Source organism: Janthinobacterium sp. JC611, assembly GCF_018682595.1.
Taxonomy (GTDB): Bacteria; Pseudomonadota; Gammaproteobacteria; order Burkholderiales; family Burkholderiaceae_D; genus Janthinobacterium.
The window spans coordinates 68,101-91,958 of the sequence record NZ_JAFLJN010000023.1 but is presented as its reverse complement, the minus strand read 5'-3'; the positions used below and the strand labels follow the sequence as shown (position 1 = coordinate 91,958).

The window sequence follows — 23,858 nt, the reverse complement described above, 5'->3', positions numbered from 1 at the left end:
ATCGATGCCGCGGGAGATATGAAAATATTATTTTTATGATATTTTTAAAAATAAATAAACGAAGTTGCTGTCGTGAAGGCGGTTTTTGGGCGGAAAAGACGCGCGCCCCGTGGTGCAAGGGGGGCAGCAGTGACACGCCCCGCGGCAGGCGGGGCGTGGAGAGGAGAATTACATTTTTGCGGCGATCAGTTTGCCCAGGATGGCAATGCCTTCCCGGATGCGTTCCGGCGGCACCGTCACGAACGACAGGCGCAAGGTGTGCGTTTCCGGCGTGTTCGCGTAGAACGGCGCGCCAGGCACGAAGGCCACCTTGTTGGCGATGGCTTCATCGAGCAGTGTCATGGCGTCGATGTGCTTCGGCAGGGTGACCCAGATGAACATGCCGCCTTCCGGTTTCGTCCACGTGACGCCGGCCGGGAAGTGCTCTTCCAGTGCCGACAGCATGGCCTGGCACTGGTTGCCGTAGAGGCTGCGGATGCTGGGGATGTGCCGGTCCAGGAAGCCGTCCTTGATGACTTCATGCACGACCATCTGCGTCAGTTGCGAGGTGTGCAGGTCGGCCGCCTGCTTGGCCAGTTCCAGGCGGCGCACCAGCGGCATCGGCGCCACCACGTAGCCGAGGCGGATGCCGGGCGTGAGCACTTTCGAGAACGAGCCCATGTAGATCACGCCGTCCGGATTCATGTTGATCATCTTTGGATACGGCTCGCCGCTGTAGCTCAGGGCGCCGTACGGATCATCCTCGATCAGCGGCAGGCCGTGGCGGGCGCAGGTTTCCACCAGTTCCACGCGGCGCGCCACGGACAGGCTGCGGCCCGTCGGGTTCTGGAAGTTCGGCAGCGCGTACAACAGGCGCGCGCCATCGGCGACGGGGTTGATCGACGACGGCACCAGGCCTTCGTCATCGGTATCGACGGAAACGAATTCGGGACGGTAGACGGAAAACGCCTGCAGCGCGCCCAGGTAGCTGGGGGTTTCCACCAGAACCTTGCTGCCTTCGTCGATCAGGACCTTGCCCAGCAAGTCCAGCGCCTGCTGCGAGCCGGACGTCATCAGCACTTGTTCCGGCAGGATGGTGCCGCCATTGCCGGAGAGCGAGTCGGCGATCCACTGGCGCAGCGGCAGGTAGCCGTCGGTGGGGCCGTATTGCAGGGCCACCTTGCCATTGTTCGACAGCACCTTGTCGAACGCGGTCTTCATTTCTTCCACGGGGAAGGTGGCGGGCGAGGGCAGGCCGCCGGCAAACGAGATGATCTCGGGACGCTGCGTGATCTTCAGGATTTCGCGGATGAACGAGCTTTGCAGCTGGTCCGCGCGTTCGGCAAAGCGCCATTGGATCGGATTCGGATTTTCAATTTTCATACGAGTCTCACAGAAGATGCCGAGCTGCGCCGGCTGGATTTGGTGGCCCGCTTGTGGCGGTGCATGCGCAAGCGGCGCCGGATAGGCGTCGCCATGGTGCTGCGGTATTGTACGGCTTGCGCGCCGCCGTGCCCATCCGCACGCGCAAGGGCGTTGCAAATGGGCGTCAGGGAGCGCTACTTCAGCCTGCGTCCGATCCCCACGACGGCGATCACGGCGCCGGCAAACAGCAGGCTTTCCCCCGTCAAGGGCTCGTGCAGCAGCACGGCCGCGCCGACCAGGGTGAGGAAAGGCTGCAGCAGCTGCGTCTGTCCCACGCGCGCCACGCCGCCCAGCGCCATGCCCCGGTACCAGAAAAAGAAGCCGATAAACATGGAAAACACGGAGATATAGGCAAAGCCCAGCCAGGCCGCGCCGCTGGCCTGCGCCATCAGCGCGCGCTGCGGCCAGGCGTTCCACAGCACCACGGGCAAGACAAAAGGCAGGGCCAGCAGCAGCGCCCAGGAAATCACGTGCTGGCCCGGCATGGCTAGCGCCAGGCGTCCGCCTTCGGCATAGCCGAGTGCCGCCAGCAGCACGGCGGCAAAGATCAGCCAGTCGGCCAGGTGAAAGCTGCCGCCGCCCTGGCGCAGCGCGAACGCCACCACCAGCGCCGTGCCGAGCAGTGCCATCAGCCAGAATCCCGGCGATGGGCGCTCCTTGCCGCGCAGCACGGCAAACACGGCGGTGGCCAGCGGCAGGATGCCCACCAGCACGGCGCCGTGCGAGGCGGGCAGGCTGCGCATGGCGATCGACGTCAGCCAGGGAAAGCCCAGCACGCAGCCCAGCGACACGAACGCCAGCGGCAGCCATTGTTCGCGGCGCGGCAGCGGCGCGCGCTGCTGCCACAGCCACAGGCCGGCCAGGCAGGCGGCCACGAGCGCGCGGCCCAGGGCGACAAAGGTGGGGTCGAATTCGGCCACGGCCAGCCGCGTAAAGGGCAGGGTCAGGCTGAAGAGGGCGACGGCGATCAAGCCCAGCAACAGGCCTGTGCGGTCGGCGCCGAGGCGCGGGAGGAAACTGGGGGAGGTGGTGGCGGGCGATGGCATGGCTGTCCTGGTGCGGGTGGCTTGGGTCTGGGGATGGGGTGGATCAATCCGCCCCGTACTGCTATCCTAGAGATGAATAGCAATACAGTACAAATACACTTCGGCGCATAATTTCACATACTGTCATGGTTATATGAGCAATACACTCCCTTTGTTGTCGCGCGCCTCGGGCGAAACCCTGATCGACCAGATCGCGCGCTCGCTGGCGGCGCGCATCGACGACAAGCTGCTGCGCGGCGGCGCGCGCATGCCCTCGATCCGCCAGTGCGCCGCCAGCCTGGAGGTGTCGTGCGCCACGGTGGTGGCCAGCTACGACAAGCTGGTGGCGCGCGGCTACCTCGAGTCGCGGCGCGGCGCCGGCTTTTTCGTGCGCGAGCGCTCGTCCCTGAACACGCCGGCGCCGCCGGCCGGCGCGCAGGATGCGGCGGCGCAGCCGATGGATGTGGTTTGGCTGATCCGCAACATGTTCCGCCAGACGCCCGCCATCCCCGCGCCGGGCACCGGCATGCTGCCCGCCGAGTGGCTCGATGGCGACCTGGTGGCGCGCGCCTTGCGCGACGTCAGCCGCCAGCCCGGCAGTTTGCTGCTGGGCTACGGCGCGCCGCAGGGCTTCCTGCCGCTGCGCCAGCAGCTGGAGCTGAAACTGGCGGGGCTGGAAATCGCGTGTCCGCCCGAGCAGATCGTCACCACGGTGGGCGTGATGCAGGCGCTGGACCTGGTGGCGCGCGAGTTTGCCCGCCCCGGCGAGACCATTTTCGTCGACGATCCCGCGTACTGGCTGATGTTCGGCGCCTTTGCCGCCATGGGCATGCACGTCATCGGCATCCCGCGCCTGGCCGACGGCCCCGATATCGCCGTGCTGGCCGAGCTGGCGGCGCTGCACCGTCCCAGGCTGTACGTGATCAATTCGGTGCTGCACAATCCCAGTTCGACGTCGCTGTCGGCGGCCAAGGCTTTCCAGGTGCTGCGCCTGGCCGAACAGCACGATTTCCTGATCGTCGAGGATGACATCTATTGCGACATGCATCCGGGCGGCGCGGTGCAGCCGGCCACGCGCCTGGCCGCGCTGGACCAGCTGCGCCGCGTGATCTACCTGGGCGGTTTTTCCAAGAGCCTGTCGGCCAACCTGCGCGTGGGCTTCATCGCCACCTCCAGGGAATGGGCGCAGCGCCTGGCCGACCGCAAGATGCTGGCAACGCTCACCACCAGCGACATCGGCGAACGCGTGGTGTACAAGATCCTCTCGCAGGGGCTGTACCGCAAGCATGCCGAGCGCCTGCGCGCGCGGCTCGACAAGGTGCGCGAGGGCACGTATCGGCGTGCCGAGCGGGCCGGCCTGCGCTTCGATCCGGCGCCGGCCGGCATGTTCGTCTGGGCCGAGGCGGGCTGCGACACGAACGTATTGGCCGAAAAGGCGCTGGCCGAGGGGCTGGTGCTGGCGCCGGGCAGCCTGTTCTCGCCGCGCCAGCTGCCGTCGACCCGCATGCGCCTGAACCTGGCCACGGTACAGGACCAGCGCGTCTGGACGTTTTTCGAGCGCGCGCTGGGATAAGCGCCTTTGCGACAAGCCCCTTGAAATCGCTTATATAATCCCCAACTCCGTAAAGTCCGTCCCATCCACAAGACTATGAGGTAAAAATGGCTGTCTCCGAAAAGCAAACCCTGGGTTTTCAGACCGAAGTGAAGCAAATGCTGCACCTGATGATCCATTCCCTGTACTCGAACAAGGAAATCTTCCTGCGCGAATTGATCTCGAACGCGTCCGACGCGGCCGACAAACTGCGCTTCGAAGCGATCGATAACGACGCCCTGTACGGCAACGATCACGAATTGAAGATCAAGGTCAGCTTCGACAAGGATGCGCGCACCATCACCATTTCCGACAACGGCATCGGCATGACCCGCGACGAGGCGATCTCGCACCTGGGCACCATCGCCAAGTCGGGCACCAAGGAATTCTTCGGCAAGCTGTCGGGCGACCAGCAGCAGGACGCGGCCCTGATCGGCCAGTTCGGCGTGGGCTTTTATTCGGGCTTCATCGTCGCCGACAAGATCACCGTCGAAACGCGCCGCGCCGGCGCGGACGCCTCCGAGGGCGTGCGCTGGGAGTCAAGCGGCGAAGGCGATTACAGCATCGAGACCATCGACAAGCCGTCGCGCGGCACGGACATCATCCTGCACCTGCGCGAAGGCGAGGACGAATTGCTGTCGAGCTGGAAGATCAAGTCCATCATCCGCAAATATTCGGACCACATTTCGCTGCCGATCGTGATGCAGAAGGAAGAGTGGGACGACGAGAAAAAAGAAACCGTCCTGAAAGACGAATTCGAAACCGTCAACCAGGCCAGCGCCCTGTGGGCCCGCAACAAGGCCGACATCACGCCGGAACAGTACGACGAGTTCTACAAGCACGTGTCGCACGACTTCCAGTCGCCGCTGACGCACACGCATAACCGCGTGGAAGGCCGCAGCGAATACACGCAGCTGCTGTACATCCCGGCCAAGGCGCCGTTCGACATGTGGGACCGCAACAAGCGCGGCGGCATCAAGCTGTACGTCAAGCGCGTCTTCATCATGGACGATGCCGAGCAGCTGATGCCGACCTACCTGCGCTTCGTGCGCGGGGTGATCGACTCGGCCGACCTGCCGCTGAACGTGTCGCGCGAGATCCTGCAGGAATCGCGCGACGTCAAGGTGATCCGCGAAGGCTCGACCAAGCGCGTGCTGGGCATGCTGGAAGAACTGGCGAACGCCGACGAGCAGGACAAGAAGGACAAGTACGCCGTCTTCTGGAAGGAATTCGGCCAGGTGCTGAAGGAAGGCATCGGCGAGGACGCGGCCAACAAGGAACGCCTGGCCAAGCTGCTGCGCTTTGCCTCGACGGCCAACGACAGCGACGAGCAAATCACCTCGTTCGCCGACTACGTGGCGCGCATGAAGGAAGGCCAGGACAAGATTTACTACGTCACGGCCGACAACTACGCCGCCGCGAAAAACAGCCCGCACCTGGAAATCTTCCGCAAGAAGGGCGTCGAAGTGCTGCTGCTGACGGACCGTGTCGATGAATGGATGCTGTCGTTTATCCAGGACTTCGAAGGCAAGGAACTGGTTTCCGTCGCCAAGGGCGGCCTGGACCTGGGCGCGCTGGAAGACGAAGCGGAAAAGAAAGAGCACGAAGAAACGGAAACCTCGTACGCCGACCTGGTGGGCAAGATGAAGACCGTGCTGGCCGACAAGGCCAAGGACGTGCGCGTCACGTTCCGCCTGACCGATTCGCCAGCCTGCCTGGTGGCCGATGAAAACGAATTGTCGGGCAACCTGCTGCGCATGCTGAAGGCGGCAGGCCAGAGCGCGCCGGAATCGAAGCCTATCCTGGAGATCAACCCGAATCACCCGCTGGTGACGCGTCTGAAGTACGAAGACGCGGAAGGCGGCAAGTTCGGCGACTGGGCCAACATCCTGTTCGACCAGGCCATGCTGGCCGAAGGCGGCTCGCTGGCCGATCCGGCCAGCTTCGTCAAACGCCTCAACGAATTGCTGCTCAATTCGGCGAAGTAATCGCTTAGCGGTAAACGTCATCAAGCCGGTCCTTTCTGCGTGAAGGGGCCGGCTTTTTCTTTAAGGAGCATCATGAAAATCCGCCTGATGGCGGGCCTGGGCGCGCATGCGCTGGGCTGCCTGCTGTTTATCGCATTGAGCTGGCTGGGATTTTTCCTGTACACGCAGCTGTTCGGCAGCCTCGGCTCGCGCGGCGTGGCGGGCGGCCTGGCCCTGCTGCTGGTGTTTTACGTGTATGCGGGCACCAACTTGCTGCTGGCGCTGCTGCCTCCCGGCCGGTGGAAGCCTGCGCTGTGCGCTCTGCTGGGCGCGGCCGTGCTCGCGTACCTGCTGCCCCAGCATCCGCTGCGGGCCATCTACTTCAGCGTGCTGTCGGGCGGCGTGAGCTGGCTGGCCGTGCTGGCTGGCGCGCGTTTAAGCGGATACCTGCGCGGCTGACAGGCCGTTGACAAAGGCGGCGACGGCTGCGGCGGCCGCTTCCGGCGCCGCCTGCAGCAGCATGTGCGGCGCGGCGATGTCGACCAGCTGCGTGCCGGGCGCCTGCCGCAGTATCTGCGCGGCGTTCGCCGGCGGCACCAGGCGGTCGTGGCGGGCGCGCAGATACAGCACCGGCAGGCTGCCGCGCGCGAAGCTGCGCGAGGCGTCGGTTTCCAGCACGGCGCGCAGGCGCTGGCGCAGCACGCGGGGCGGCACGTGCGCCAGCGCGGCCGCCAGTTCCGCCTGCAGACGTGGCGTGGAGCAGGGCGCCAGCAGCGCCTGGCGCAGGGCGAAGCCGGGCATGGCGCCAAATGGCACAAGGCCGAGCAGGTGGCGCAGGGGCGCCAGCATCGGGCGCGGATTGCGCACGAACGAACAGCACAGGATCAGGGCGCGCATGCCCGGTGGCGGATCGGCGCGCAAAGCTGCCCCCAGCGGTCCTGAAAACGATTCGGCCAGCACGATGAAGGGGCGGCCCTGCGGCAGGCGCTCGCGCACGAACGCTTCCAGGGCCGCATAGCCGAGCGGCGCGGCCGGATAGGCGATGGCCTGGGTGTCGATGGCGCCCAGCGCGCGCACGGCGGCGTCAAAACGGTCGAATAGCCGGGCCGTGCCATCCATGCCGGGCAGGAGGACAAGCAGGGGCGAGGCGTGGGTTGGTGTCGTCATTGCGGCCATCATAGCAGCCGCGCCGGCATATGCGCCGTCCGCCAGCCGCACGGCATGGGCGCTGGCGCCATGCTAGAATCGCCGGCGCGCCATGCGTGGCCGTAAGAACGGCCAAATCCCCGACAGACAGAATCATGCATATCATTTTTTCGAATTACCGCACCCTGGGCGGCGCCTTGCTGGCAGCGGCCTGCGTCCTTTCCCAGCCCGCCGGCGCTACGGCGGCGCCCGCCGCGCCGGCGGGGAAAAGCCTGTCCTCCCTGCTGGCCGGCGGCCCCTTGCCGCGCCTGAGCGACGATGCGCAGGTGCGCGCCACCCTGTTCGACTTCTTCGGTTACGCGCGCGGCAGCTACACGGAAGATGATGAACTGCTGCTGGCGCAGGCGCTCGAAGCGATCAGCGAAAAGCGCGACGCCACGCGCACCGTGCTGCCCGATGGCCGGCAGTTGCTGGCGTCGATGAATGACCGCAAGCAGGGCCGCGAACGGGGCGCCATGCTGCTCGACAAGCGCGGCGCCATCATCGCCTTTGGCCTCGTCAACGGCCATTGCCGCCTGGAGGGCCAGCCGCTGGCGAAAGTCTGCAATCCTGATCCGAATACCGTGCTGACCGTGTTCCACCGCAAGGGCATGCTGGTCGGCGAAGCGGCGCCGCTGCTGGCCTGGGCCAGGCAATTGCCTCCCATGCTGGCGCTGATCGCGGGCGACAAGGAAGCGGGCGCCGACGGACAGAAGATCGCCACGGTCGAATACGTGCTGGCGCAGCCGGCCCTGCCGGGCTGGAACCGCGCCCAGCTGCCGCCCGCCTATCCGCCGGCGCTGCTGCCGCTGCTGCTCGATAAATCCACGGTGCTGACGTCGGCCGGCGCCGGCGTGTTTGCCTATCCGCTCACCCTCAAGGGCAAGAAACAGAACAATGTGCTGGACCACGCCGAGGGCCGCCCGCCGCGCGACCTGGAAGTGGCGCTGCGCAGCTATGCCAGTTTCGACACGGTGGTGGAGCGCTACCGGCAGATGGCCAAGGGCGCCAGGGTGCAGCGCAACGAGCGCACCGCCTACCTCGATGGCGACATGGGGCAGGGCAGCTATCGCGTCTACATCCGCAACACGGGGGCCGATGGCGTGATGATCGACGTGGCGCTGTGGCAGCGCAAGCTGGCGGCCGGCCGCTGATGTCAACGTCGTTTTCAAAACGCTGTTGTCAATAGTAGGGTGCCTTGGCGTAACCGAGCTGCGTCAATTGCGCGTCGATTTCCGCGTCGCGCTGTCTTTTCCCCGTGCCAAAGCTGAACTGCCGCAGTGCGCGCGGCAAGCCCTCGGCCACCAGCATATCGAAATCGAGCTGCGTCTGGCTCACCGCCAGGGCGCGTAGCGCAGGCAGCGCCGCGACACCGCGCAAGCGCTGCAACGTCTTGCAGTTGCGCAGAACCAGCCATTCGAGCGTCGGATTGGCGCCCAGGCTGATTTCCGTCAATTTGATCTGCTCTTCCACCGATAGCCGCGCCAGCAGCGGAAAGCGTCCAATATCGCCCAGGTTTTCCATGCCGCGCACGCGTACCACTTCCAGCTCCTCCAGCCGCGGCGCCGTGATGTGGGCGATCGATGCGCGTCCACCAAGGATGAAGCGCAGCCGCCTCAAGGCCGGCATGGCGCTGACGAAGTCCACCTCATCCCTGCTCTTGACCTGCGACAGCGACAGTTGCGTCAGCGCGGGCAGGGCCGTGATGGCGGCGATGTTTTTCACGTGGCCCGTCGTGTGCAGCTGCGCCAGCCGCGGCCAGTGACGCAGCGGCGCCAGGTCGATCTGGCCCTTGCCCGTCTCGCCCAGGCTCAGTGCTTCCAGGCCGCGCAGGGTGTCCAGCGCCAGGATGTCGAGTTCGGCCAGGTGATGCACGCCCAGGCGCAGGCGCTTCAAGCGGCCCAGTTCGCCCAGCCGCTCGAGGTGGATGGCGCGCATGTGGCAGTCGAGCGACAGGTTGACGGCATGCGGCAGCGCGCGCAGCACGTCGGCGTCGAACGGTTCGGCACTGGCGCCGAAAAAGCGGATTTCCAGCGCCGGCCCGCAGGTGGCGGCCAGCGCGTCCAGGTCGGCCAGCAGCGGCGCCGGCAAGCGGTCCTGCGTAAACTGGACGATGACTTGCTCGCCGTTGCCGATGAGCGTGCGGATGGCCGCCGCGTCGATGCGCGCGGGCTGGTGGATGCGGTGCTGGGTGGCAGGCTGGTACATGGGGTGATTCCTGTGCGAGAAGAGCGATGCCTTACAGGCGCGCGTTGCTGTAGCCGCGCTCCGCCAGTTGCGCCGCGATGGCGTCGTCGCGTGTTTTTTTGCCCGTGCGCAGGCGCGCATGCGTCAGCGACGCGGGCAGATCCTGCAGCAGTGCGTCCACGTCGAGCAGGGTTTCCGATGCCGACAGCTGGCGCAGGGCAGGCAGGGCGGCGAGGCCGGGCAGGCTGTCGAGCGTCTTGCAGGTGTGCAGGTTCAGGCGTTCGAGCAGGGGATTGGGCCCCAGCGCGACCTGCCGCAGCTTGATCTGGTCTTCCACCCATAGCGCCTGCAACAGGGGGAAGCGGCCGATATCGCCCAGCGTTTCCAGGCCGCGCACGCGTATCACTTCCAGCTGTTCCAGCAGTGGCGCTTCGATGTCCGCCAGCGATTCGCGGCCGCCCAGCTGCAGTTTCAGTTGCCGCAGGCGCTCCATGCCAGACACAAAATCCAGCGCCACCTTGTTCTTGATGCGGTACAGCGACAGGTCACGCAGCGCCGGCAGGCTGGCCAGGGTGTCGATATGCTGGTGGTGGCCTTCGATGGTCAGGCTGGACAGGTGCGCATAGTGGTGCAGGGGCGCCAGGTCGATATTGTTCCTGGCCGACTCGCCCAGGTCCAGGCATTCGAGGCCGCGCAAATTCTCCAGCTGCAGGATGTCGGCCTCCGCCAGCTCGTATACGCCCAGGCTCAGGTGCTTCAGGTGGCGCAGTTCGCCCAGCGCTTCCAGATGGATGGCTTGCCGGTGGCAGTCGATGGACAGGCTGGCCACATGCGGCAGCGCGCGCAGGATGCGGGCATCGAACACCCTCGGGTCGTAGCCGTAGATGCGGATGGTCAGCGCCGTGCCGCAGGTGGCGGCCAGGGCGTCGAGGTCGGCCAGCAGCGGCTGCGGCTCGGCCAGGGTGTTGAACTGCACCAGCACCTGCTGGCCGCCCGCGATGGCGGCGCGGATCGCCCCGGCGTCGATGCGTTCGGGGTTCTGGATGCGCAGCGGCTGTCCTGTTTGCGTCATGCTCACAGCCCTATCGGATAGTCTACTTGCCTGGGGGGCGGGCAGCCTTGCGGCCCCGGGAAGGTCTGCTTGCCCGTGTCATCGTAGCGCTTGCCGCATTCCACGAGCACGCGCTTGCGGAAGGTGTAGATGCTGGCCACCTTGCCGTTCGGGTGGTAGCAGATATTGTCGCCATCGCGGTCGGCCGACGCATAGCTGATCATGGTCTGGCCATTCACCGTGCGCGTGCTGTGGCCGCTGCGCGGCTCCGTGCATTTGAGCTGGCCGCTTTCGTAGTACGCGTTGACGACGGAGGTGTCGGCGGCGCGGTCGACCAGCAGTTCGTCCTTGCGCTTGCCGTTCGGGTAGTTCGAATAGCCTTCCTGGCGCTGGCCGTACTGGAAGGCATAGTAATACTGCGGCTTGCCGTCCGGGTAGTACATGTGGTGGTATTCGCACACGTCGTCGCGCGTGCTGCCGTACTCCTTGAAGGTGCAGCGGTGGATGTCGTTGAGCAGCTGGCCGTCTTCATAGTATTCGCGCAGGTGCGTGAGCAGGCGGCCCTGGTCGATGACGGCCAGGCGTTCCGGCTTGCCGTTCGGGTAGTAGCGCGCGTCGAGGCCCTGCTTCTTGCCGTTGTCCCACAAGGTATCGAGACGCAGGATCTTGCCGCTGTCGTCGAACGCCTGTTCGCGTCCGTCCAGCTGGCCGTTGCGGTAGGTGGCCGTGTAGACCGCGTATTCCTTGCCGGCCGGACCCAGATAGCGCGTGCGGCTGCCATCGAGCACGCCCGCCTGGTAGTGGTCGCGCAGGCGCAGCGCGCCTTGCGCATCCGTGTCGATCGCTTCGCCCTGCTTCTTGCCTTGCACGAAAGTGACGCTTTGCGTGACATTGTCCTTGAGCCTGAGCTTCCACGGCCCGTCGCGCAAGCCCTCGACGAAGCTGCCTTCGCCGTCTTCCGTGAGCCACGGCCCATGGCGCGAGCCGTTGACGTAGTTGCCCTGCGTGCGCAGCTTGCCGCCCATGCGGCGTTCGTGCGGACCGTTCAATTGGCCGCCGGCGTAGGTGTCGAAACCCGTCACTTCCTCTGCATCGGCATAGTTGACGACGGTCCAGCGGCCTTCGCGCTTGCCGGCCCGGTACATGCCGCTCTCGCTCTGTCTGGGGTAGTCGAAGCGCCACAGGCCTTCGCGCAGGCCGTTGACGTAATGGCCTTTCTCGCTGCCTTCATGCATGCCCTCGCGCACCCACAGTCCCTGGCGCTTGCCCTTCACGTACTGGCCCCGCTCGACCACCGAGCCGTCATCCCAGGCCAGGCTGTAGAGGACGGAAGGGCCGTCCTCGCTGCCCGTGAACTGCTGCGGCGCCGTTTCCCACGTCACTTGCCACAGCCGGTAATTGGGCAGGATGCCGGCGCCCGCATCGCTGTACAGGGTGTAGCTGGCGGTGAGAAAACGCTCGCCTTTTTTCCGGAAGGTTTTCTTGTAGGTGATGGCATCCTCGGCGCCGGGCGCCACCGGCGTGCCGTCAGTGCTGTAGTAGCCGACGATGGTGCCTTGCGTATGGTCGATGGCGTCGAAGTCCGCATTGCCGCTCTTGCCGCGCGGAACGCTGTAGTCCATCGGCGCCAGTTTCGCCAGCGCCGCCTTGACCGTCCCCGCGTTGGGAGAGCCGCCTTGCGTCACGATGCGGTTCAGTGCCGGCTGCAAGCCGTCCAGGCGCCGGTACTTGCCGGAGCCGCGATGATAGCGGTAGGCGCGCAGGCCGTTCCTGTCGCCCTGGCGGAACAGCACCAGCATGGTTTGCACGCTGGTGTCCGATTCCTTGTCCAGCGACGCGTAGAACACGGAGCGGATGACGGCGTTGCCGAACTGGTCGAGCTGGAAGGTTTTCGAGCCGCTGCTGGTGCACTCGCAGTAATAGCCGTTGACGCCATCCTTTTCCTTGAGGAAGGCGACGTCAAACCCGCTGTCCTGCGCGGCGTGGATGGCGGGGTGGGCGAGGGTCTTGCCTTCGTAGAAGGGCGCGCCGTGGGCGAGGGCGGAGCAGAGCAGCAAGGGCAGGAGAACTGGCAAAAGCGGACGTTTCATCGTGGGGCTGGCGTCGGGGCGCCGCAATGGAAAGGCCACGATTCTGCCTGCGTTCTTACTTGTGGGCAAATATGCGCCTATCGTGCGCAGGTGCGCGCCCTGCGGTTCAGGGCTGGTGGGCGGCGCAGAAGTCCAGCAGCAGCTGTTCGCCGTCCGGCCAGGGGCCGTAGCCGGCGTCGCCATTGATATGGCCGGCGTCGCCGATCATGGTGAAATCGCTGCCCCAGGCGGCGGCAAACGCGCGTGCGCGCGCGAAGCTGACGTAGGGATCGTCGCCGCTGGCCACCACCAGGCTGGGGAATGGCAAGGCTTGCAGCGGCATCGGCGCAAAGCCCGTCGTGCCGGACGGGTAGGAGGGCGCCTCCACATCGCTGGGCGCGACGAGGAAGGCACCGGCGATCCTGTGCGGCGAGCCGCTGGCCGCCCAATGGGCCACCAGCGTGCAGGCCAGGCTGTGCGCGGCCAGCACGGGAGGGCGCTCGCAGGCGGCGATGGCGCGGTCGAGCTCCGCCACCCATTCGTCCTTGTCCGGCGTCTGCCATTCCCGGTGCGGCACGCGCGACCATTGCGGGTGGCGCGCTTCCCAATGGGTTTGCCAATGCCGCGGCCCGGAATTCCACAGGCCGGCCAGGGTCAGGACGAGAGGCGACATCAAATCTCCTTGTAAAATCAAAGCTCCGTGCGCAGGGCGAATAGCTCCGGGAACAATACCACGTCGAGCATCTTGCGCAAATAGCTCACGCCCGCCGTGCCGCCCGTGCCCGTCTTGAAGCCGATGATGCGCTCCACCGTCGTCACATGGCGGAAGCGCCAGAAGCGGAAGGCCGTTTCCAGGTCCACCAGCTTTTCGGCCAGCTCGTACAGGGCCCAGTGTTTCGACGGGTCGCGGTAGACTTCCAGCCACGCCGCCTTGACCGAGGCGTCGGAGGCGGTCGGCAGGCTCCAGTCGGCGTCCAGGCGCTCGGCGGCGATGGGCAGGCCGCTGCGCGCCAGCAGCTTGATGGCTTCATCGTAGACGGAGGGCGCGCGCAGGGCGGCGTCGAGTACCGCATAGGTATCGGGCGCCGTCGCGTGCACGTTGAGCAGGGCCGCGTTCTTGTTCCCCAAAATGAATTCGATCTCGCGGTACTGGAAGGACTGGAAGCCGGACGAGGCGCCCAGGTAGGGGCGGATGGCCGTGTATTCGGGCGGCGTCATGGTGGCCAGCACGTCCCAGGCATGCACCAGTTGATCCATGATGCGCGCCACGCGGGCCAGCATCTTGAAGGCGGGCGCCAGGTCGCCGCTTTGCAGGTTGGCGCGCACGGCGTGCATCTCGTGCAGCATCAGCTTCATCCACAACTCGCTCGTCTGGTGCTGCACAATGAACAGCATCTCGTTGTGATTCGGCGACAGCGGATGCTGGGCCGTCAGGATGCGGTCCAGCGCCAGGTAATTGCCGTAGCTCATCGATTCGCTGAAGTCCATCTGCGCGCCATGCCACTGCGCATCCTGGCCGCCGGCATGCATGGGGCAGCCGCTGGTGTTTTCCTTGTTCATATTCTTGTCGTCGTTCATGGGTGGTTCAGGTGACGGCATCGCGCTTGGCGGCGATGTCGTAGGCTTGCGTATCGAGGATGTCGCGCAGGATCTCCACGGCATCCCACACGTCGGCAAAGCGCGTGTACAGGGGCGTGAAGCCGAAGCGCATGATGGCCGGTTCGCGGTAGTCGCCGATCACGCCGCGCGCGATCAGCGCCTGCATCACGGCATAGCCGTGCGGGTGCGTGAAGCTGACCTGGCTGCCGCGCCGCGCATGCTCGCGTGGCGTGACGAGGCCCAGCGGATGGCTGGCGCAGCGCTGTTCCACCAGCGCGATGAACAAATCGGTCAGGGCCAGCGACTTGCGGCGGATGGCTTCCATGCTCGTTTGCGCAAAAATATCGAGGCCGCATTCGACCAGGGCCAGCGAGAGGATCGGCTGCGTGCCGCACAGGGCGCGGGCGATGCCATCGGCGGGCGCGAAGCCCGGGTCCATGGCGAACGGCGTGGCGTGGCCCCACCAGCCGGACAACGGCTGGCGGAAGCGCGCCTGGTGTTTTTGCGGCACCCAGATGAAGGCGGGCGAGCCGGGGCCGCCATTCAGGTATTTATAGGTGCAGCCGACGGCCAGGTCGGCGCCTGCGCCGTTCAGGTCCAGCGGCACGGCGCCGGCCGAATGGGCCAGGTCCCACAGCGCCAGCGCGCCCTGCGCATGGCAATGGCTGCTGACGGCGGCCATGTCGTGCTGGTAGCCGGTGCGGTAGTTCACGTGCGTGAGCATGGCGACGGCGCATCCGGCATCGATGGCGTGCGCCAGGTCGTCCGGGCTGTCGACCAGGCGCAGCTGGTAGCCGCGGTCGAGCCAGGCGACCAGGCCTTGCGCCATGTACAGGTCGGTGGGGAAGTTGCTGCGTTCGCTGACGATGATGCGCCGCGCGGCGCGGGCCGGATCGCTGGCCTGCATCTGCAGGGCGGCGGCCAGGGCCTTGAACAGGTTGACGGAAGTGGTGTCGGTGATCACCACTTCGCCCGTGTGCGCGCCCAGCAGCGGGGCCAGGCGGTCGCCCAGGCGCCTGGGCAGGTCGAACCAGCCGGCCGTATTCCAGCTGCGGATCAGGTCGGTGCCCCATTCGGCCGCGATGACGTGCTGGGCGCGGGCCAGGGCCGCTTTCGGCCGGGCGCCCAGGGAATTGCCATCGAGGTAAATCACGCCTTGCGGCAAGTCGAATTGCTGGCGCAGGGGCGCCAGGGGATCGTCGAGGTCGCGCGCGCTGCAGTCCTGTCGAGAAATCATGGTGGCTTTCATGTCGATGCTTGTCTGGATGGCATGATATTGCTTGAAGCTTAAAGTATCACGCGGAAGTGGCAGTGTAGCAAATCCCCGCCGCACGGCGCGCTTTCCGGCAGAAAAGGCGGCGAAAAAATGTCCGCTTGCGGGGCATCAACGAAAAAAATCACGATTTTTAAAAATATTTCCAGATAGCCCTAAAGTTCCGCCATTCGCCGCCGTCAACAACTACATGAACAGCGGTAATCGGTCAGGCAGGCGCCGACAATTTTTAAATATTTTTAAAAACAAGCCTAAAGTTCCCGTCGGAGCTGCCGTTATCTCTGTAGACAGACTTGATTCTGATCAAGTTGTTGTAAAAAAGTGATATTTTTTACAGGCCAAAAGTCGGGCAAATCCGACGCAGAGCCAAACTCCCACACCCGCGCCGTTACTGGCGCGCGACCATGATCGAGTAGTGTTTGTCAGACAAACACCTACGATCGTCTCCGCCATTCCCCGACCAAAAATACAGTGCTTTGCCTCTGTTGCGTTTAATGTTGCTCCTGCAGAATGTATCTCACTGGCAACATACAACGCCAGCTGAATTCAACGGATTGAGGAGATGGAAATGACTGCTAACGATATGATGGCTGAGATTCGCGACGCTAACCTGAGCTACCTGATGCTGGCCCAGCAAATGATTCGTGCGGACAAGGTAACGGCCATCTTCCGTTTGGGCATTGCCGCCGAAATCGCCGAACTGATCGAAGGCATGAGCAATGCGCAGATCCTGAAGCTCGCTGGCGGCAACATGATGCTGGCCCGCTTCCGCTTCGACGACAGCGCCATCCTGGGCATGCTGACGAACTACAATAAAGACCGCTCGCTGGCCCAGTCGCACGCTGCCATTCTCATGGCCGGCCAGGGCGTCGAAGAAATCGCTTAAGGTTCCCCTCAAAACGTCCATGGCGGCGTTGCATTGCCTCGCCGTACATTCGTACTGTCTTCGGCAACGCGCCTTGCCCTGAACATTTTTCTGGCAACCTCATCAGTCAGTATCAGTTAGTTAGCATCAGTCAGTCGCGGAGTACACAGCATGGCCAAGAAAAGTGTCGTATCGGAAGCGCAGGAAATCCAGCTGGCCATTGAATTGATACAGCTGGGCGCCCGTTTGCAACTGCTGGAGACGGAAGTCTCGCTGTCGCGCGAACGCCTGCTGAATCTGTACAAGGAATTGAAGGGCGTCTCGCCGCCCAAGGGCATGCTGCCGTTTTCCACCGACTGGTTCCTCACCTGGCAACCGAATATCCATTCCTCGCTGTTCATCAATATCCACAAATTCCTCGTCGACCACGCCGGCGCCACCGGCATCGAAGCCGTGATGAAGGCATATAAGCTGTACCTGGAACAGATGCCGCCCGAAGCGGGCGAAGAGCCGCTGCTGTCGCTGACGCGGGCCTGGACCCTGGTGCGCTTTTTCAGCAGCAAGATGCTGGACATGGCGCCCTGCGGCAAGTGCGGCGGCAAGTTTGTCGTCAACTGCCTCGACCTGAATGCCGATTATGTGTGCGGCCTGTGCCACATGCCTTCGCGTGCCGGCAAGACCAAGAAGGCGCGCGATGAAGCGGCCGCCATCGCGCCGCCGGGTGTCGCCGCCTGATGCTGTTGCAATCATGGCCTCAGTGAAAGCCGGAGCGGTCGCCAGACCGGACTCCGGTTTTTTCATGGTGCTTTCGCTTACACTGGCGTTTTCCCCCTTTGACTGTCCTGTGACTGCCTCATGCTGCAACAAATCCTGCGCGCGCCCGCGCTCAAGGCCGTCCTGATCCAGGTGCTGGCTTTTCCCTTGCTGTTGCTATTGGTATATGGCCTGGCGCGCGCCGGCGTGGCCATGTCGCTGCCGGCCGTGGCGCTGCTGCAGGGCGTGCTGGCGGCGCTCATCACGTGGCGCGCGGGCCTGGCGCGCTGGTGGTGCGCCATCGGCCTGCTGTTTGCGCCCGCCCTGCTGGCGGCCAGCCTGCTCGATCTGCCGCCGGCCGTCTTCCTGGCGGCCTTTGTTTTCCTGCTGAGCCTGTATTGGTCCACGTTCCGCACGCAAGTGCCGTTTTATCCGTCGGGGCCGAAGGTATGGCAGGCGGTGGCCGAGCTGGTCGCGGACCGTCCCGGCGTGCGCCTGGTCGACATCGGCAGCGGCCTGGGCGGCCTGGTGCTGGACCTGGCGCGGCGCCGCCCCGACGGGCAGTTTTCCGGCATCGAGCTGGCGCCGTTGCCTTGGCTGGCAAGCCGTTTGCGCGCAGGGCTGGCGGGGAGCCGCGCGCGTTTCCTGCGCGGCGACTACGAGGCGCTCGATTTCGGCCGCTACGATGCGGTGTTTGCCTACCTGTCGCCGGCGGCGATGGCGGCCCTGTGGCGCAAGGCGGAAAGGGAAATGTTGCCCGGTAGCATGCTTCTTAGTTACGAATTCCAGATTGCGGCACGCGAGCCCGATAAGACCATCGCCGCCACAGAGGGTGGCCCTTTGCTTTACATATGGTGCTTTTAAGCAATTGTCTGCGTTATTTGCTTGCCCGGAGGACAATCTCACGTTATTGTAGTTCCACACGGCATTTTCTCGGATTTGCATTGAAAAGCAGCGCATTTCAATTAACTTCCGGTTGCTTTTTTTGCCGCTGTCTTTGCCGGCGGCGCAGCCGCCAGAAGACAGGAACAGGTTTGTACATGCCGGGGACACAGTCCCGGCCATTATTGGGAGTCAGGGCACTTGTTAGTCATAATCGGATACATCGTCGTCTGCGCCTCGGTTTTTGGCGGTTTCGCGCTGGCGGGCGGCCATCTGGCGGCGCTGTTCCAGCCGGTCGAGTTGCTGATGATCGGCGGCGCCGCCCTGGGCGCCTTCCTTGTCGGTAACAATAACAAGGCGATCAAAGCCACCCTCGCCGCCTTGCCCGGCCTGTTCAAGGGTTCGCGCTATACCAAAGAGCTGTACATGGAACTGATGTCGCTGCTGTTTGAAGTGCTCAGCAAGGTGCGCAAGGAAGGCTTGATGTCGATCGAAGGCGACATCGACAAGCCCGAGGAAAGTCCGCTGTTTTCCAAGTATCCGGCCGTGCTGGCCGACCACCATATCATCGAATTCATGACCGATTACCTGCGCCTGATGGTATCGGGCAACATGGATGCCTTCCAGATCGAAAACCTGATGGACAATGAAATCGAGACGCACCATCACGAAGGCGCCGTGCCGGCCCACGTGATCGCCAAGGTGGGCGATGGCTTGCCCGCTTTCGGTATCGTCGCCGCCGTGATGGGCGTGGTGCACACGATGGAGTCGGTGGGCATCCCGCCGGCCGAGCTGGGCATGCTGATCGCGCACGCGCTGGTCGGCACCTTCCTCGGCATCTTGCTGGCCTACGGTTTCGTCGGCCCGCTGGCCAGCCTGCTGGAGCAGAAGCTGGAAGAGTCGAGCAAGATGTTCCAGTGCGTGAAAGTGACCCTGCTGGCCAGCCTGAACGGCTATGCGCCGGCGCTGGCCGTGGAGTTCGGCCGCAAGGTGCTGTTCTCGACCGAGCGCCCGACGTTCAATGAGCTGGAAGACCACATCAAGAAATCGAAAACGAAGTAAGCAGTGAATATACGCCTGGACACCATGAGTCATTTGCAGCACACGGAAGGGGGACGCCATGGCCGATGAAGGCATGCGCCCGATTATCGTCAAGCGTATCAAGAAAACGGCTGGCGGACACCATGGCGGGGCGTGGAAGATCGCCTACGCTGACTTTGTCACGGCCATGATGGCCTTTTTTCTGCTGATGTGGTTGCTGGGCTCCACCTCGAAGGGCGACTTGAACGGTATTTCCGAATTCTTCAAGACGCCCTTGAAAGTGGCCATGGCGGGCGGTTCCGGCAGCGGCGAAAGCAATTCCGTGATCCAGGGCGGCGGCCAGGACCTGTCGCGCCAGGATGGGCAGGTGCGCAAGGCGCAGGAAGAGCAACAGCGCAAATCGTTCGACCTCAATTCCGCCAAGGCCGCGCTGGAACGCGAGGAAGGCAAGCGCCTGCAGGCGCTCAAGGCGCGCATCGAAGCGACCATCGACGCCAATCCCCTGCTGAAAAAATACAAGAACCAGTTGCTGCTCGATATCACCAGCGAAGGCTTGCGCATCCAGATCGTCGACGAGCAGAACCGTCCGATGTTTGCGCTTGCCAATGCGAATTTGCAACCGTACACCAAGGAAATCCTGCACGCCATTGGCTCCGTGCTCAATGAGGTGCCGAACCGCATCGGCCTGTCCGGCCATACGGATTCGACGCCCTACATGAGCGATGCCGGCTACAGCAACTGGGAATTGTCGGCCGACCGCGCGAATGCGTCGCGGCGCGAACTGGTGATTGGCGGCATGAAGGAAGAGAAAGTCTTGCGCGTGGTGGGACTGGGTTCGGCCGCCCACCTGGACAAGCTCGACCCCTTCAATCCGATCAACCGGCGCATCAGCATCATCGTCATGAACAAGCGCACGGAAGAAAATGTCCTGCGCGACGGGGCGGCGATCGAGCTGCCGGTGACCGATGCCGCGTCCGCCGCTGTCGCTTCAGGGCTGGCGGCCGGTGCGCCGCCCGCGGCGGCTCCAGCCCCCAGCCCGGTAGCGGCGAAAAAATAACACGCAAGGCCGTCGACGCGTGGTGTATTGAAACAATGAGACCTTTATGACAAGAAAGAAAATACTTGGCTCGCATGTAAAGCGCCTGCTGTCTGGCGTGTCGGACCATGGCCGCAAGCACTTGACGGAGGTGGAAACCGACCTGGTGCAGACCGGCATCTTGCTGGAAGAGGCGATCGAGAAGCTGTCCTTCAATTTCATGGCGATACATGCGGCCGTCGCCGCGCAGCAAGACACCATCGCCCTGCTGCTCGACGGCGGTATTCCGGCCGAGCAGCAGCGGGAAAAACTGCTGGCGTTGCAGGATGAGGTGGGGGGCTACGTGAATGCCGCCATCACCAGCCTGCAGTTCCAGGACATGACCAGCCAGCTGATCGAGCGCACCTTGAAGCGCGTGACGGGCTTGCGCGAGTTCCTCGGTACCCTGGGCTCGCATGGCGCGGAGATGTTGCCGGAGAGCGACAATGAAGAAATTGTCGCCTTGCTGGGGCGGGTCAGCATGGCGCTGGCGATTCAAAGCCTGGAGTTGCGCAGCGTGCTGCGCAAGGCTGTCAGTCAACAGCATTTGGAAAGTGGCGACATCGAGCTGTTCTAGCATGCCAGTGCGGAACGCTTGTGGTTGCATGGATTGATTAATCAAATACTCGGGCAGGATGCCCGGAATAAGTGGGAGCAAAGATGGCCAAAACGATACTTGCAGTGGACGATTCCAGCTCATTGCGCCAGATGGTGGCGTTCAGTCTGAAAGCCGCCGGTTACCAGGTGGTGGAGGCCGTCGACGGCCAGGACGGACTGGAAAAAGCCAAGCTGCAAACCGTGGACCTGGTATTGACGGACCAGAACATGCCGCGCATGGATGGCCTGGAGCTGATCAAGCTGCTGCGCGAACTGCCGACCTATCAAAAGGTGCCCATCCTGATGCTGACGACGGAGTCGTCGGACGAGATGAAGTCGAAGGGACGCGCCGCCGGCGCGAATGGCTGGCTGGTCAAGCCCTTCGATCCGCAACGCCTGATCGAAGTGGTCAAAAAGGTGATCGGCTGATGCCAGCCGCGCAGCGCAACGATGCAATTGACGGAGTCACCCTATGACCATCGATATTAGCCAGTTTTTTCAGGTCTTTTTCGATGAGGCCGAAGAACTGCTGGCTGAAAAAGAACGGCTGCTGCTGGCCGTTGATATTGCGGCGCCCGACGCCGAAGACCTGAATGCCATTTTCCGCACCGCCCATTCGATCAAGGGCGGCGCGTCGACGTTCGGCCTCTCCGACATGAGCGAGGTGACGCACATCCTGGAGTCGCTGCTCGACCGCATCCGTCAGGGCCAGATGGCCCTGACGGCGGAACACGTCGACGCCTTTTTGGCGGCCAAGGATATCCTCAAGATGCAGCTCGACGGCCACCGCCTGGGCAGCGCCGTCGACCAGGATGCCGTGGCCAATGTGCGCATGATGCTGCAGTCGTTCTCGCAGGACGTGCCCGTGGCCGCGCTCACGCCCGTCGCGCCGGCCTTCCATACGGCGGAAAAGGCCGCGGTCAGCCATGCCGGCGGCCATCGCATCCGCCTGGAGCTTCCCAGCATGGAGCCGCGCGAAGTCGATGCGCTGGCGGCCGAACTGGGCTTGCTGGGCGACGTCGCCGTGTCCACCTCGCCCGACGCGCGCACGGTGCTGGAAGTGACGACGCACGAAAGCCTGGACGATATCCTGGCCATCTGCTCGTTCGTGCTCAATCCCGACGACATGGTGATCACGCAGGCGCCGCCACTGGCGCCAGGCGAAGCCGAAGCGGCCCGCGCGGCGCAGGAAAAAGCCCAGGGCTACGGCTTCTTCGACCCGCTGCCAGGCGCGCCTGGCGCGCAGGGCGCGGCGGACCCCGGCTATGGCTTCTTCCAGCCGCTCGAGGACATCCGGGCCGCCGCCGGCGTGCAGGGCGACGCCGAACAGGGCTACGGTTTCTTCCAGCCCCTCGAACAGATTCGCGCCGACGCGGCCAAGGCGGGCAACGCCAGCGCTGCCGCCACGCCGGTCGTGGCCAGCGCCGTGGCCGAAGCGGAGCAGGAAAAGAAACCGGCCAAGAAAGAGGGCGACAAGGCCGGCGCCGAGTCGTCGTCGATCCGCGTCTCGATCGAGAAAGTCGACCAGCTGATCAACCTGGTGGGCGAACTGGTGATCACCCAGGCGATGATCGAGCAGCGCGCCAGCGCGCTCGACCCGATGCTGCATGAAAAACTGCTCGACAGCGTCAGCCACCTGACGCGCAATACGCGCGACCTGCAGGAAGCGGTCATGTCGATCCGCATGATGCCTATGGATTTCGTCTTTTCGCGCTTCCCGCGCATGGTGCGCGACCTGGCCACGAAACTGGGCAAGAAGGTCGATTTCATCACGAATGGCGCCGCCACGGAGCTGGACAAGGGCCTCATCGAGCGCATCGTCGACCCGCTCACGCACCTGGTGCGCAACAGCATCGACCATGGCGTGGAAATGCCGGCCGCCCGCGTGGCCGCCGGCAAGACCGAGGCCGGCCGCCTGTTCCTCTCGGCCAGCCACCAGGGTGGCAACATCATCATCGAAGTGTCCGATGACGGCGCGGGACTGAACCGCGAGCGCATCCTGGCCAAGGCCGCGCAGCAGGGCCTGGACGTGTCCGAGACGATGAGCGACGCCGACGTGTGGCAGCTGATTTTTGCTCCGGGCTTTTCCACCGCCGAAGCGGTCACCGACGTGTCGGGCCGCGGCGTGGGCATGGATGTCGTCAAGCGCAATATCAGCGCCATGGGCGGCGTCGTCGACATCCGTTCGGCGAAGGGGTTCGGCACGACGATTTCCATCTCGCTGCCGCTGACCCTTGCCATCCTCGATGGCATGTCGATCCGCGTCGGCGATGAAGTGTATATTTTACCGCTGGGCTTTGTCATCGAATCCCTGCAGCCAGCCGTTGAGGATATCAAGGACATCAGTGGCAAGGGGCAAGTGGTGAAGGTGCGCGGCGAATACCTGCCATTGATCCCGCTGTACCAGATGTTCGACATCGCGCCGCGCTTTACCAGTCCTTCGGAAGGCATCTGCGTGATCCTCGAGACGGAAGGGCGCAAGGCGGCCCTGTTTGTCGACGACCTGGTGGGACAGCAGCAGGTCGTGGTGAAAAACCTCGAATCGAATTACCGCAAGGTGGTGGGCATTTCCGGCGCCACCATCCTGGGCGACGGCGGCGTGTCGCTGATCCTCGATGTCGCCGCCCTGATCCGTTCCTCTCGCCAGCTGGCCGACGAGTCCATTTTTTCGTAACACCGATAGATAAAAGATAGGAAAACGCACCATGTCAGATACTCAACAAACATCCGGAAGCAATGCGGGCGACGGCAAGGACATCGCCGGTCGTGAATTCCTGGCCTTCACCCTGGGCTCCGAAGAGTACGGCATCGATATCCTGAAGGTCCAGGAAATCCGTGGTTACGAAGCGGTCACCCGCATCGCCAACGCGCCTGAATTCATCAAGGGCGTGATCAACCTGCGCGGCATCATCATTCCCGTGGTCGACATGCGCATCAAGTTCAACCTGGGCACGCCCGTGTACGACCAGTTCACGGTGGTGATCATCCTGAACATCGGCGGCCGCATCGTCGGCATGGTGGTCGACAGCGTTTCCGACGTCACCACCCTGACGCCGGAGCAGGTGAAGCCGGCGCCGGAAATGGGCACCGCCTTCTCGACCGACTACATGATCGGCCTGGGCACCATCGACGAGCGCATGCTGATCCTGGTCGATATCGACAAGCTGATGTCGAGCAGCGAGATGGGCCTGATCGACAAGCTGGCGGCGTAAGCGGCAGCAAGCAGGCAGCAAGGCGGCGCCCGGTGCGCCGCCGTATGAGCACGCAAAGAATCACTACAGATATGCATGTACC

The 23,858-nt window shown here is 64.0% G+C and carries 23 protein-coding genes; 14 read left to right on the top strand and 9 right to left on the bottom strand.

Annotated elements, in window-relative coordinates:
• Nucleotides 1–168: 168 nt before the first annotated feature.
• Together J0O65_RS17990 and J0O65_RS17985 are read right to left on the bottom strand one after the other, a co-directional pair.
• On the bottom strand, nucleotides 169–1,362 hold the full coding sequence (locus J0O65_RS17990; protein ID WP_215408652.1) for an aminotransferase-like domain-containing protein: 1,194 nt from the start codon (nucleotides 1,360–1,362) through the stop codon (nucleotides 169–171).
• 176 nt (nucleotides 1,363–1,538) lie between these two features.
• The gene (locus tag J0O65_RS17985; RefSeq protein ID WP_215408651.1) at nucleotides 1,539–2,450 is read right to left on the bottom strand and encodes a DMT family transporter; all 912 of its coding nucleotides are present in this window, start codon (nucleotides 2,448–2,450) and stop codon (nucleotides 1,539–1,541) included.
• A gap of 133 nt (nucleotides 2,451–2,583) precedes the next feature.
• On the opposite strand from J0O65_RS17985, the gene J0O65_RS17980 reads away from it, so the two are divergent.
• The 3 genes from J0O65_RS17980 (at nucleotide 2,584) to J0O65_RS17970 (ending at nucleotide 6,446) form a co-directional block, all read left to right on the top strand.
• A complete protein-coding gene (locus J0O65_RS17980; RefSeq protein ID WP_251373825.1) occupies nucleotides 2,584–4,002 on the top strand; it encodes an aminotransferase-like domain-containing protein in 1,419 nt (472 codons plus the stop codon).
• Nucleotides 4,003–4,088: 86 nt separating this feature from the next.
• The gene (gene htpG / locus J0O65_RS17975) at nucleotides 4,089–6,008 is read left to right on the top strand and encodes a molecular chaperone HtpG (RefSeq protein ID WP_215408650.1); all 1,920 of its coding nucleotides are present in this window, start codon (nucleotides 4,089–4,091) and stop codon (nucleotides 6,006–6,008) included.
• 72 nt (nucleotides 6,009–6,080) lie between these two features.
• On the top strand, nucleotides 6,081–6,446 hold the full coding sequence (locus J0O65_RS17970; RefSeq protein ID WP_215408649.1) for a hypothetical protein: 366 nt from the start codon (nucleotides 6,081–6,083) through the stop codon (nucleotides 6,444–6,446).
• Here J0O65_RS17970 and J0O65_RS17965 read toward each other — a convergent pair.
• Nucleotides 6,423–7,154, bottom strand: coding sequence for an alpha/beta fold hydrolase (locus J0O65_RS17965; protein WP_215408648.1), 732 nt, complete (start codon nucleotides 7,152–7,154; stop codon nucleotides 6,423–6,425). The genes J0O65_RS17970 and J0O65_RS17965 overlap by 24 nt on opposite strands.
• Before the next feature lie 134 nt (nucleotides 7,155–7,288).
• Between J0O65_RS17965 and J0O65_RS17960 the strand changes: the two genes are divergently transcribed.
• Nucleotides 7,289–8,326: a hypothetical protein gene (locus J0O65_RS17960; protein WP_215408647.1), complete on the top strand. Its 1,038-nt coding sequence runs from the start codon at nucleotides 7,289–7,291 to the stop codon at nucleotides 8,324–8,326.
• 28 nt (nucleotides 8,327–8,354) lie between these two features.
• Here J0O65_RS17960 and J0O65_RS17955 read toward each other — a convergent pair whose 3' ends face one another.
• The 6 genes from J0O65_RS17955 to kynU all read right to left on the bottom strand — a co-directional run bounded on the left by J0O65_RS17955 (nucleotide 8,355) and on the right by kynU (nucleotide 15,315).
• Nucleotides 8,355–9,380 carry a leucine-rich repeat domain-containing protein gene (locus J0O65_RS17955; protein WP_215408646.1) on the bottom strand — a complete coding sequence of 342 codons (1,026 nt, stop codon included), beginning with the start codon at nucleotides 9,378–9,380 and terminating at the stop codon, nucleotides 8,355–8,357.
• A 31-nt stretch (nucleotides 9,381–9,411) separates the two neighbouring features.
• Complete coding sequence (locus J0O65_RS17950) at nucleotides 9,412–10,431, bottom strand: leucine-rich repeat domain-containing protein (protein ID WP_215408645.1); 1,020 nt, start codon at nucleotides 10,429–10,431, stop codon at nucleotides 9,412–9,414.
• A gap of 2 nt (nucleotides 10,432–10,433) precedes the next feature.
• The gene (locus J0O65_RS17945; RefSeq protein ID WP_215408644.1) at nucleotides 10,434–12,500 is read right to left on the bottom strand and encodes a toxin-antitoxin system YwqK family antitoxin; all 2,067 of its coding nucleotides are present in this window, start codon (nucleotides 12,498–12,500) and stop codon (nucleotides 10,434–10,436) included.
• 106 nt (nucleotides 12,501–12,606) lie between these two features.
• Entirely contained in the window at nucleotides 12,607–13,152 is a 546-nt protein-coding gene (locus tag J0O65_RS17940) for an RBBP9/YdeN family alpha/beta hydrolase (protein WP_215408643.1), read from the bottom strand.
• Nucleotides 13,153–13,169: 17 nt separating this feature from the next.
• Complete coding sequence (gene kynA, locus J0O65_RS17935; RefSeq protein WP_251373827.1) at nucleotides 13,170–14,039, bottom strand: tryptophan 2,3-dioxygenase; 870 nt, start codon at nucleotides 14,037–14,039, stop codon at nucleotides 13,170–13,172.
• A 25-nt stretch (nucleotides 14,040–14,064) separates the two neighbouring features.
• The gene (gene kynU, locus J0O65_RS17930) at nucleotides 14,065–15,315 is read right to left on the bottom strand and encodes a kynureninase (protein ID WP_215408641.1); all 1,251 of its coding nucleotides are present in this window, start codon (nucleotides 15,313–15,315) and stop codon (nucleotides 14,065–14,067) included.
• Between the two features lie 43 nt (nucleotides 15,316–15,358).
• Here kynU and J0O65_RS17925 point away from each other — a divergent pair, with 43 nt between their 5' ends.
• The 10 genes from J0O65_RS17925 to J0O65_RS17880 all read left to right on the top strand — a co-directional run bounded on the left by J0O65_RS17925 (nucleotide 15,359) and on the right by J0O65_RS17880 (nucleotide 23,776).
• Nucleotides 15,359–15,676 carry a hypothetical protein gene (locus tag J0O65_RS17925; protein ID WP_215408640.1) on the top strand — a complete coding sequence of 106 codons (318 nt, stop codon included), beginning with the start codon at nucleotides 15,359–15,361 and terminating at the stop codon, nucleotides 15,674–15,676.
• Between the two features lie 243 nt (nucleotides 15,677–15,919).
• Nucleotides 15,920–16,237 carry a flagellar transcriptional regulator FlhD gene (flhD, locus tag J0O65_RS17920; protein WP_034758381.1) on the top strand — a complete coding sequence of 106 codons (318 nt, stop codon included), beginning with the start codon at nucleotides 15,920–15,922 and terminating at the stop codon, nucleotides 16,235–16,237.
• Nucleotides 16,238–16,387: 150 nt separating this feature from the next.
• A complete protein-coding gene (gene flhC / locus J0O65_RS17915; RefSeq protein WP_215408639.1) occupies nucleotides 16,388–16,951 on the top strand; it encodes a flagellar transcriptional regulator FlhC in 564 nt (187 codons plus the stop codon).
• 120 nt (nucleotides 16,952–17,071) lie between these two features.
• Nucleotides 17,072–17,833 (top strand): class I SAM-dependent methyltransferase, encoded by a 762-nt coding sequence (locus J0O65_RS17910; protein WP_215408638.1) that lies wholly within the window; start codon nucleotides 17,072–17,074, stop codon nucleotides 17,831–17,833.
• A 219-nt stretch (nucleotides 17,834–18,052) separates the two neighbouring features.
• Nucleotides 18,053–18,913 (top strand): flagellar motor stator protein MotA, encoded by an 861-nt coding sequence (motA, locus tag J0O65_RS17905; protein ID WP_215408637.1) that lies wholly within the window; start codon nucleotides 18,053–18,055, stop codon nucleotides 18,911–18,913.
• A 58-nt stretch (nucleotides 18,914–18,971) separates the two neighbouring features.
• Complete coding sequence (motB, locus tag J0O65_RS17900; protein WP_215408636.1) at nucleotides 18,972–19,949, top strand: flagellar motor protein MotB; 978 nt, start codon at nucleotides 18,972–18,974, stop codon at nucleotides 19,947–19,949.
• 46 nt (nucleotides 19,950–19,995) lie between these two features.
• On the top strand, nucleotides 19,996–20,544 hold the full coding sequence (locus tag J0O65_RS17895; RefSeq protein ID WP_077401991.1) for a chemotaxis protein: 549 nt from the start codon (nucleotides 19,996–19,998) through the stop codon (nucleotides 20,542–20,544).
• Between the two features lie 83 nt (nucleotides 20,545–20,627).
• Complete coding sequence (locus J0O65_RS17890; protein ID WP_034758362.1) at nucleotides 20,628–20,993, top strand: response regulator; 366 nt, start codon at nucleotides 20,628–20,630, stop codon at nucleotides 20,991–20,993.
• 43 nt (nucleotides 20,994–21,036) lie between these two features.
• A complete protein-coding gene (gene cheA / locus J0O65_RS17885) occupies nucleotides 21,037–23,238 on the top strand; it encodes a chemotaxis protein CheA (protein WP_215408635.1) in 2,202 nt (733 codons plus the stop codon).
• 31 nt (nucleotides 23,239–23,269) lie between these two features.
• Nucleotides 23,270–23,776, top strand: a complete 507-nt coding sequence (locus tag J0O65_RS17880) for a chemotaxis protein CheW (protein ID WP_034758356.1) — start codon at nucleotides 23,270–23,272, stop codon at nucleotides 23,774–23,776.
• The last annotated feature ends 82 nt before the right edge of the window (nucleotides 23,777–23,858 follow it).

Bases quoted from the DNA above. Each gene is read 5' to 3' on its own strand.
- J0O65_RS17990 (WP_215408652.1), bottom strand. From the start codon at position 1,362: ATGAAAATTGAAAATCCGAATCCGATCCAATGGCGCTTTGCCGAACGC.
- J0O65_RS17985 (WP_215408651.1), bottom strand. From the start codon at position 2,450: ATGCCATCGCCCGCCACCACCTCCCCCAGTTTCCTCCCGCGCCTCGGC.
- J0O65_RS17980 (WP_251373825.1), top strand. From the start codon at position 2,584: ATGAGCAATACACTCCCTTTGTTGTCGCGCGCCTCGGGCGAAACCCTG.
- htpG (WP_215408650.1), top strand. From the start codon at position 4,089: ATGGCTGTCTCCGAAAAGCAAACCCTGGGTTTTCAGACCGAAGTGAAG.
- J0O65_RS17970 (WP_215408649.1), top strand. From the start codon at position 6,081: ATGAAAATCCGCCTGATGGCGGGCCTGGGCGCGCATGCGCTGGGCTGC.
- J0O65_RS17965 (WP_215408648.1), bottom strand. From the start codon at position 7,154: ATGACGACACCAACCCACGCCTCGCCCCTGCTTGTCCTCCTGCCCGGC.
- J0O65_RS17960 (WP_215408647.1), top strand. From the start codon at position 7,289: ATGCATATCATTTTTTCGAATTACCGCACCCTGGGCGGCGCCTTGCTG.
- J0O65_RS17955 (WP_215408646.1), bottom strand. From the start codon at position 9,380: ATGTACCAGCCTGCCACCCAGCACCGCATCCACCAGCCCGCGCGCATC.
- J0O65_RS17950 (WP_215408645.1), bottom strand. From the start codon at position 10,431: ATGACGCAAACAGGACAGCCGCTGCGCATCCAGAACCCCGAACGCATC.
- J0O65_RS17945 (WP_215408644.1), bottom strand. From the start codon at position 12,500: ATGAAACGTCCGCTTTTGCCAGTTCTCCTGCCCTTGCTGCTCTGCTCC.
- J0O65_RS17940 (WP_215408643.1), bottom strand. From the start codon at position 13,152: ATGTCGCCTCTCGTCCTGACCCTGGCCGGCCTGTGGAATTCCGGGCCG.
- kynA (WP_251373827.1), bottom strand. From the start codon at position 14,039: ATGAACAAGGAAAACACCAGCGGCTGCCCCATGCATGCCGGCGGCCAG.
- kynU (WP_215408641.1), bottom strand. From the start codon at position 15,315: ATGATTTCTCGACAGGACTGCAGCGCGCGCGACCTCGACGATCCCCTG.
- flhD (WP_034758381.1), top strand. From the start codon at position 15,920: ATGACTGCTAACGATATGATGGCTGAGATTCGCGACGCTAACCTGAGC.
- flhC (WP_215408639.1), top strand. From the start codon at position 16,388: ATGGCCAAGAAAAGTGTCGTATCGGAAGCGCAGGAAATCCAGCTGGCC.
- J0O65_RS17910 (WP_215408638.1), top strand. From the start codon at position 17,072: ATGCTGCAACAAATCCTGCGCGCGCCCGCGCTCAAGGCCGTCCTGATC.
- motB (WP_215408636.1), top strand. From the start codon at position 18,972: ATGGCCGATGAAGGCATGCGCCCGATTATCGTCAAGCGTATCAAGAAA.
- J0O65_RS17895 (WP_077401991.1), top strand. From the start codon at position 19,996: ATGACAAGAAAGAAAATACTTGGCTCGCATGTAAAGCGCCTGCTGTCT.
- J0O65_RS17890 (WP_034758362.1), top strand. From the start codon at position 20,628: ATGGCCAAAACGATACTTGCAGTGGACGATTCCAGCTCATTGCGCCAG.
- cheA (WP_215408635.1), top strand. From the start codon at position 21,037: ATGACCATCGATATTAGCCAGTTTTTTCAGGTCTTTTTCGATGAGGCC.
- J0O65_RS17880 (WP_034758356.1), top strand. From the start codon at position 23,270: ATGTCAGATACTCAACAAACATCCGGAAGCAATGCGGGCGACGGCAAG.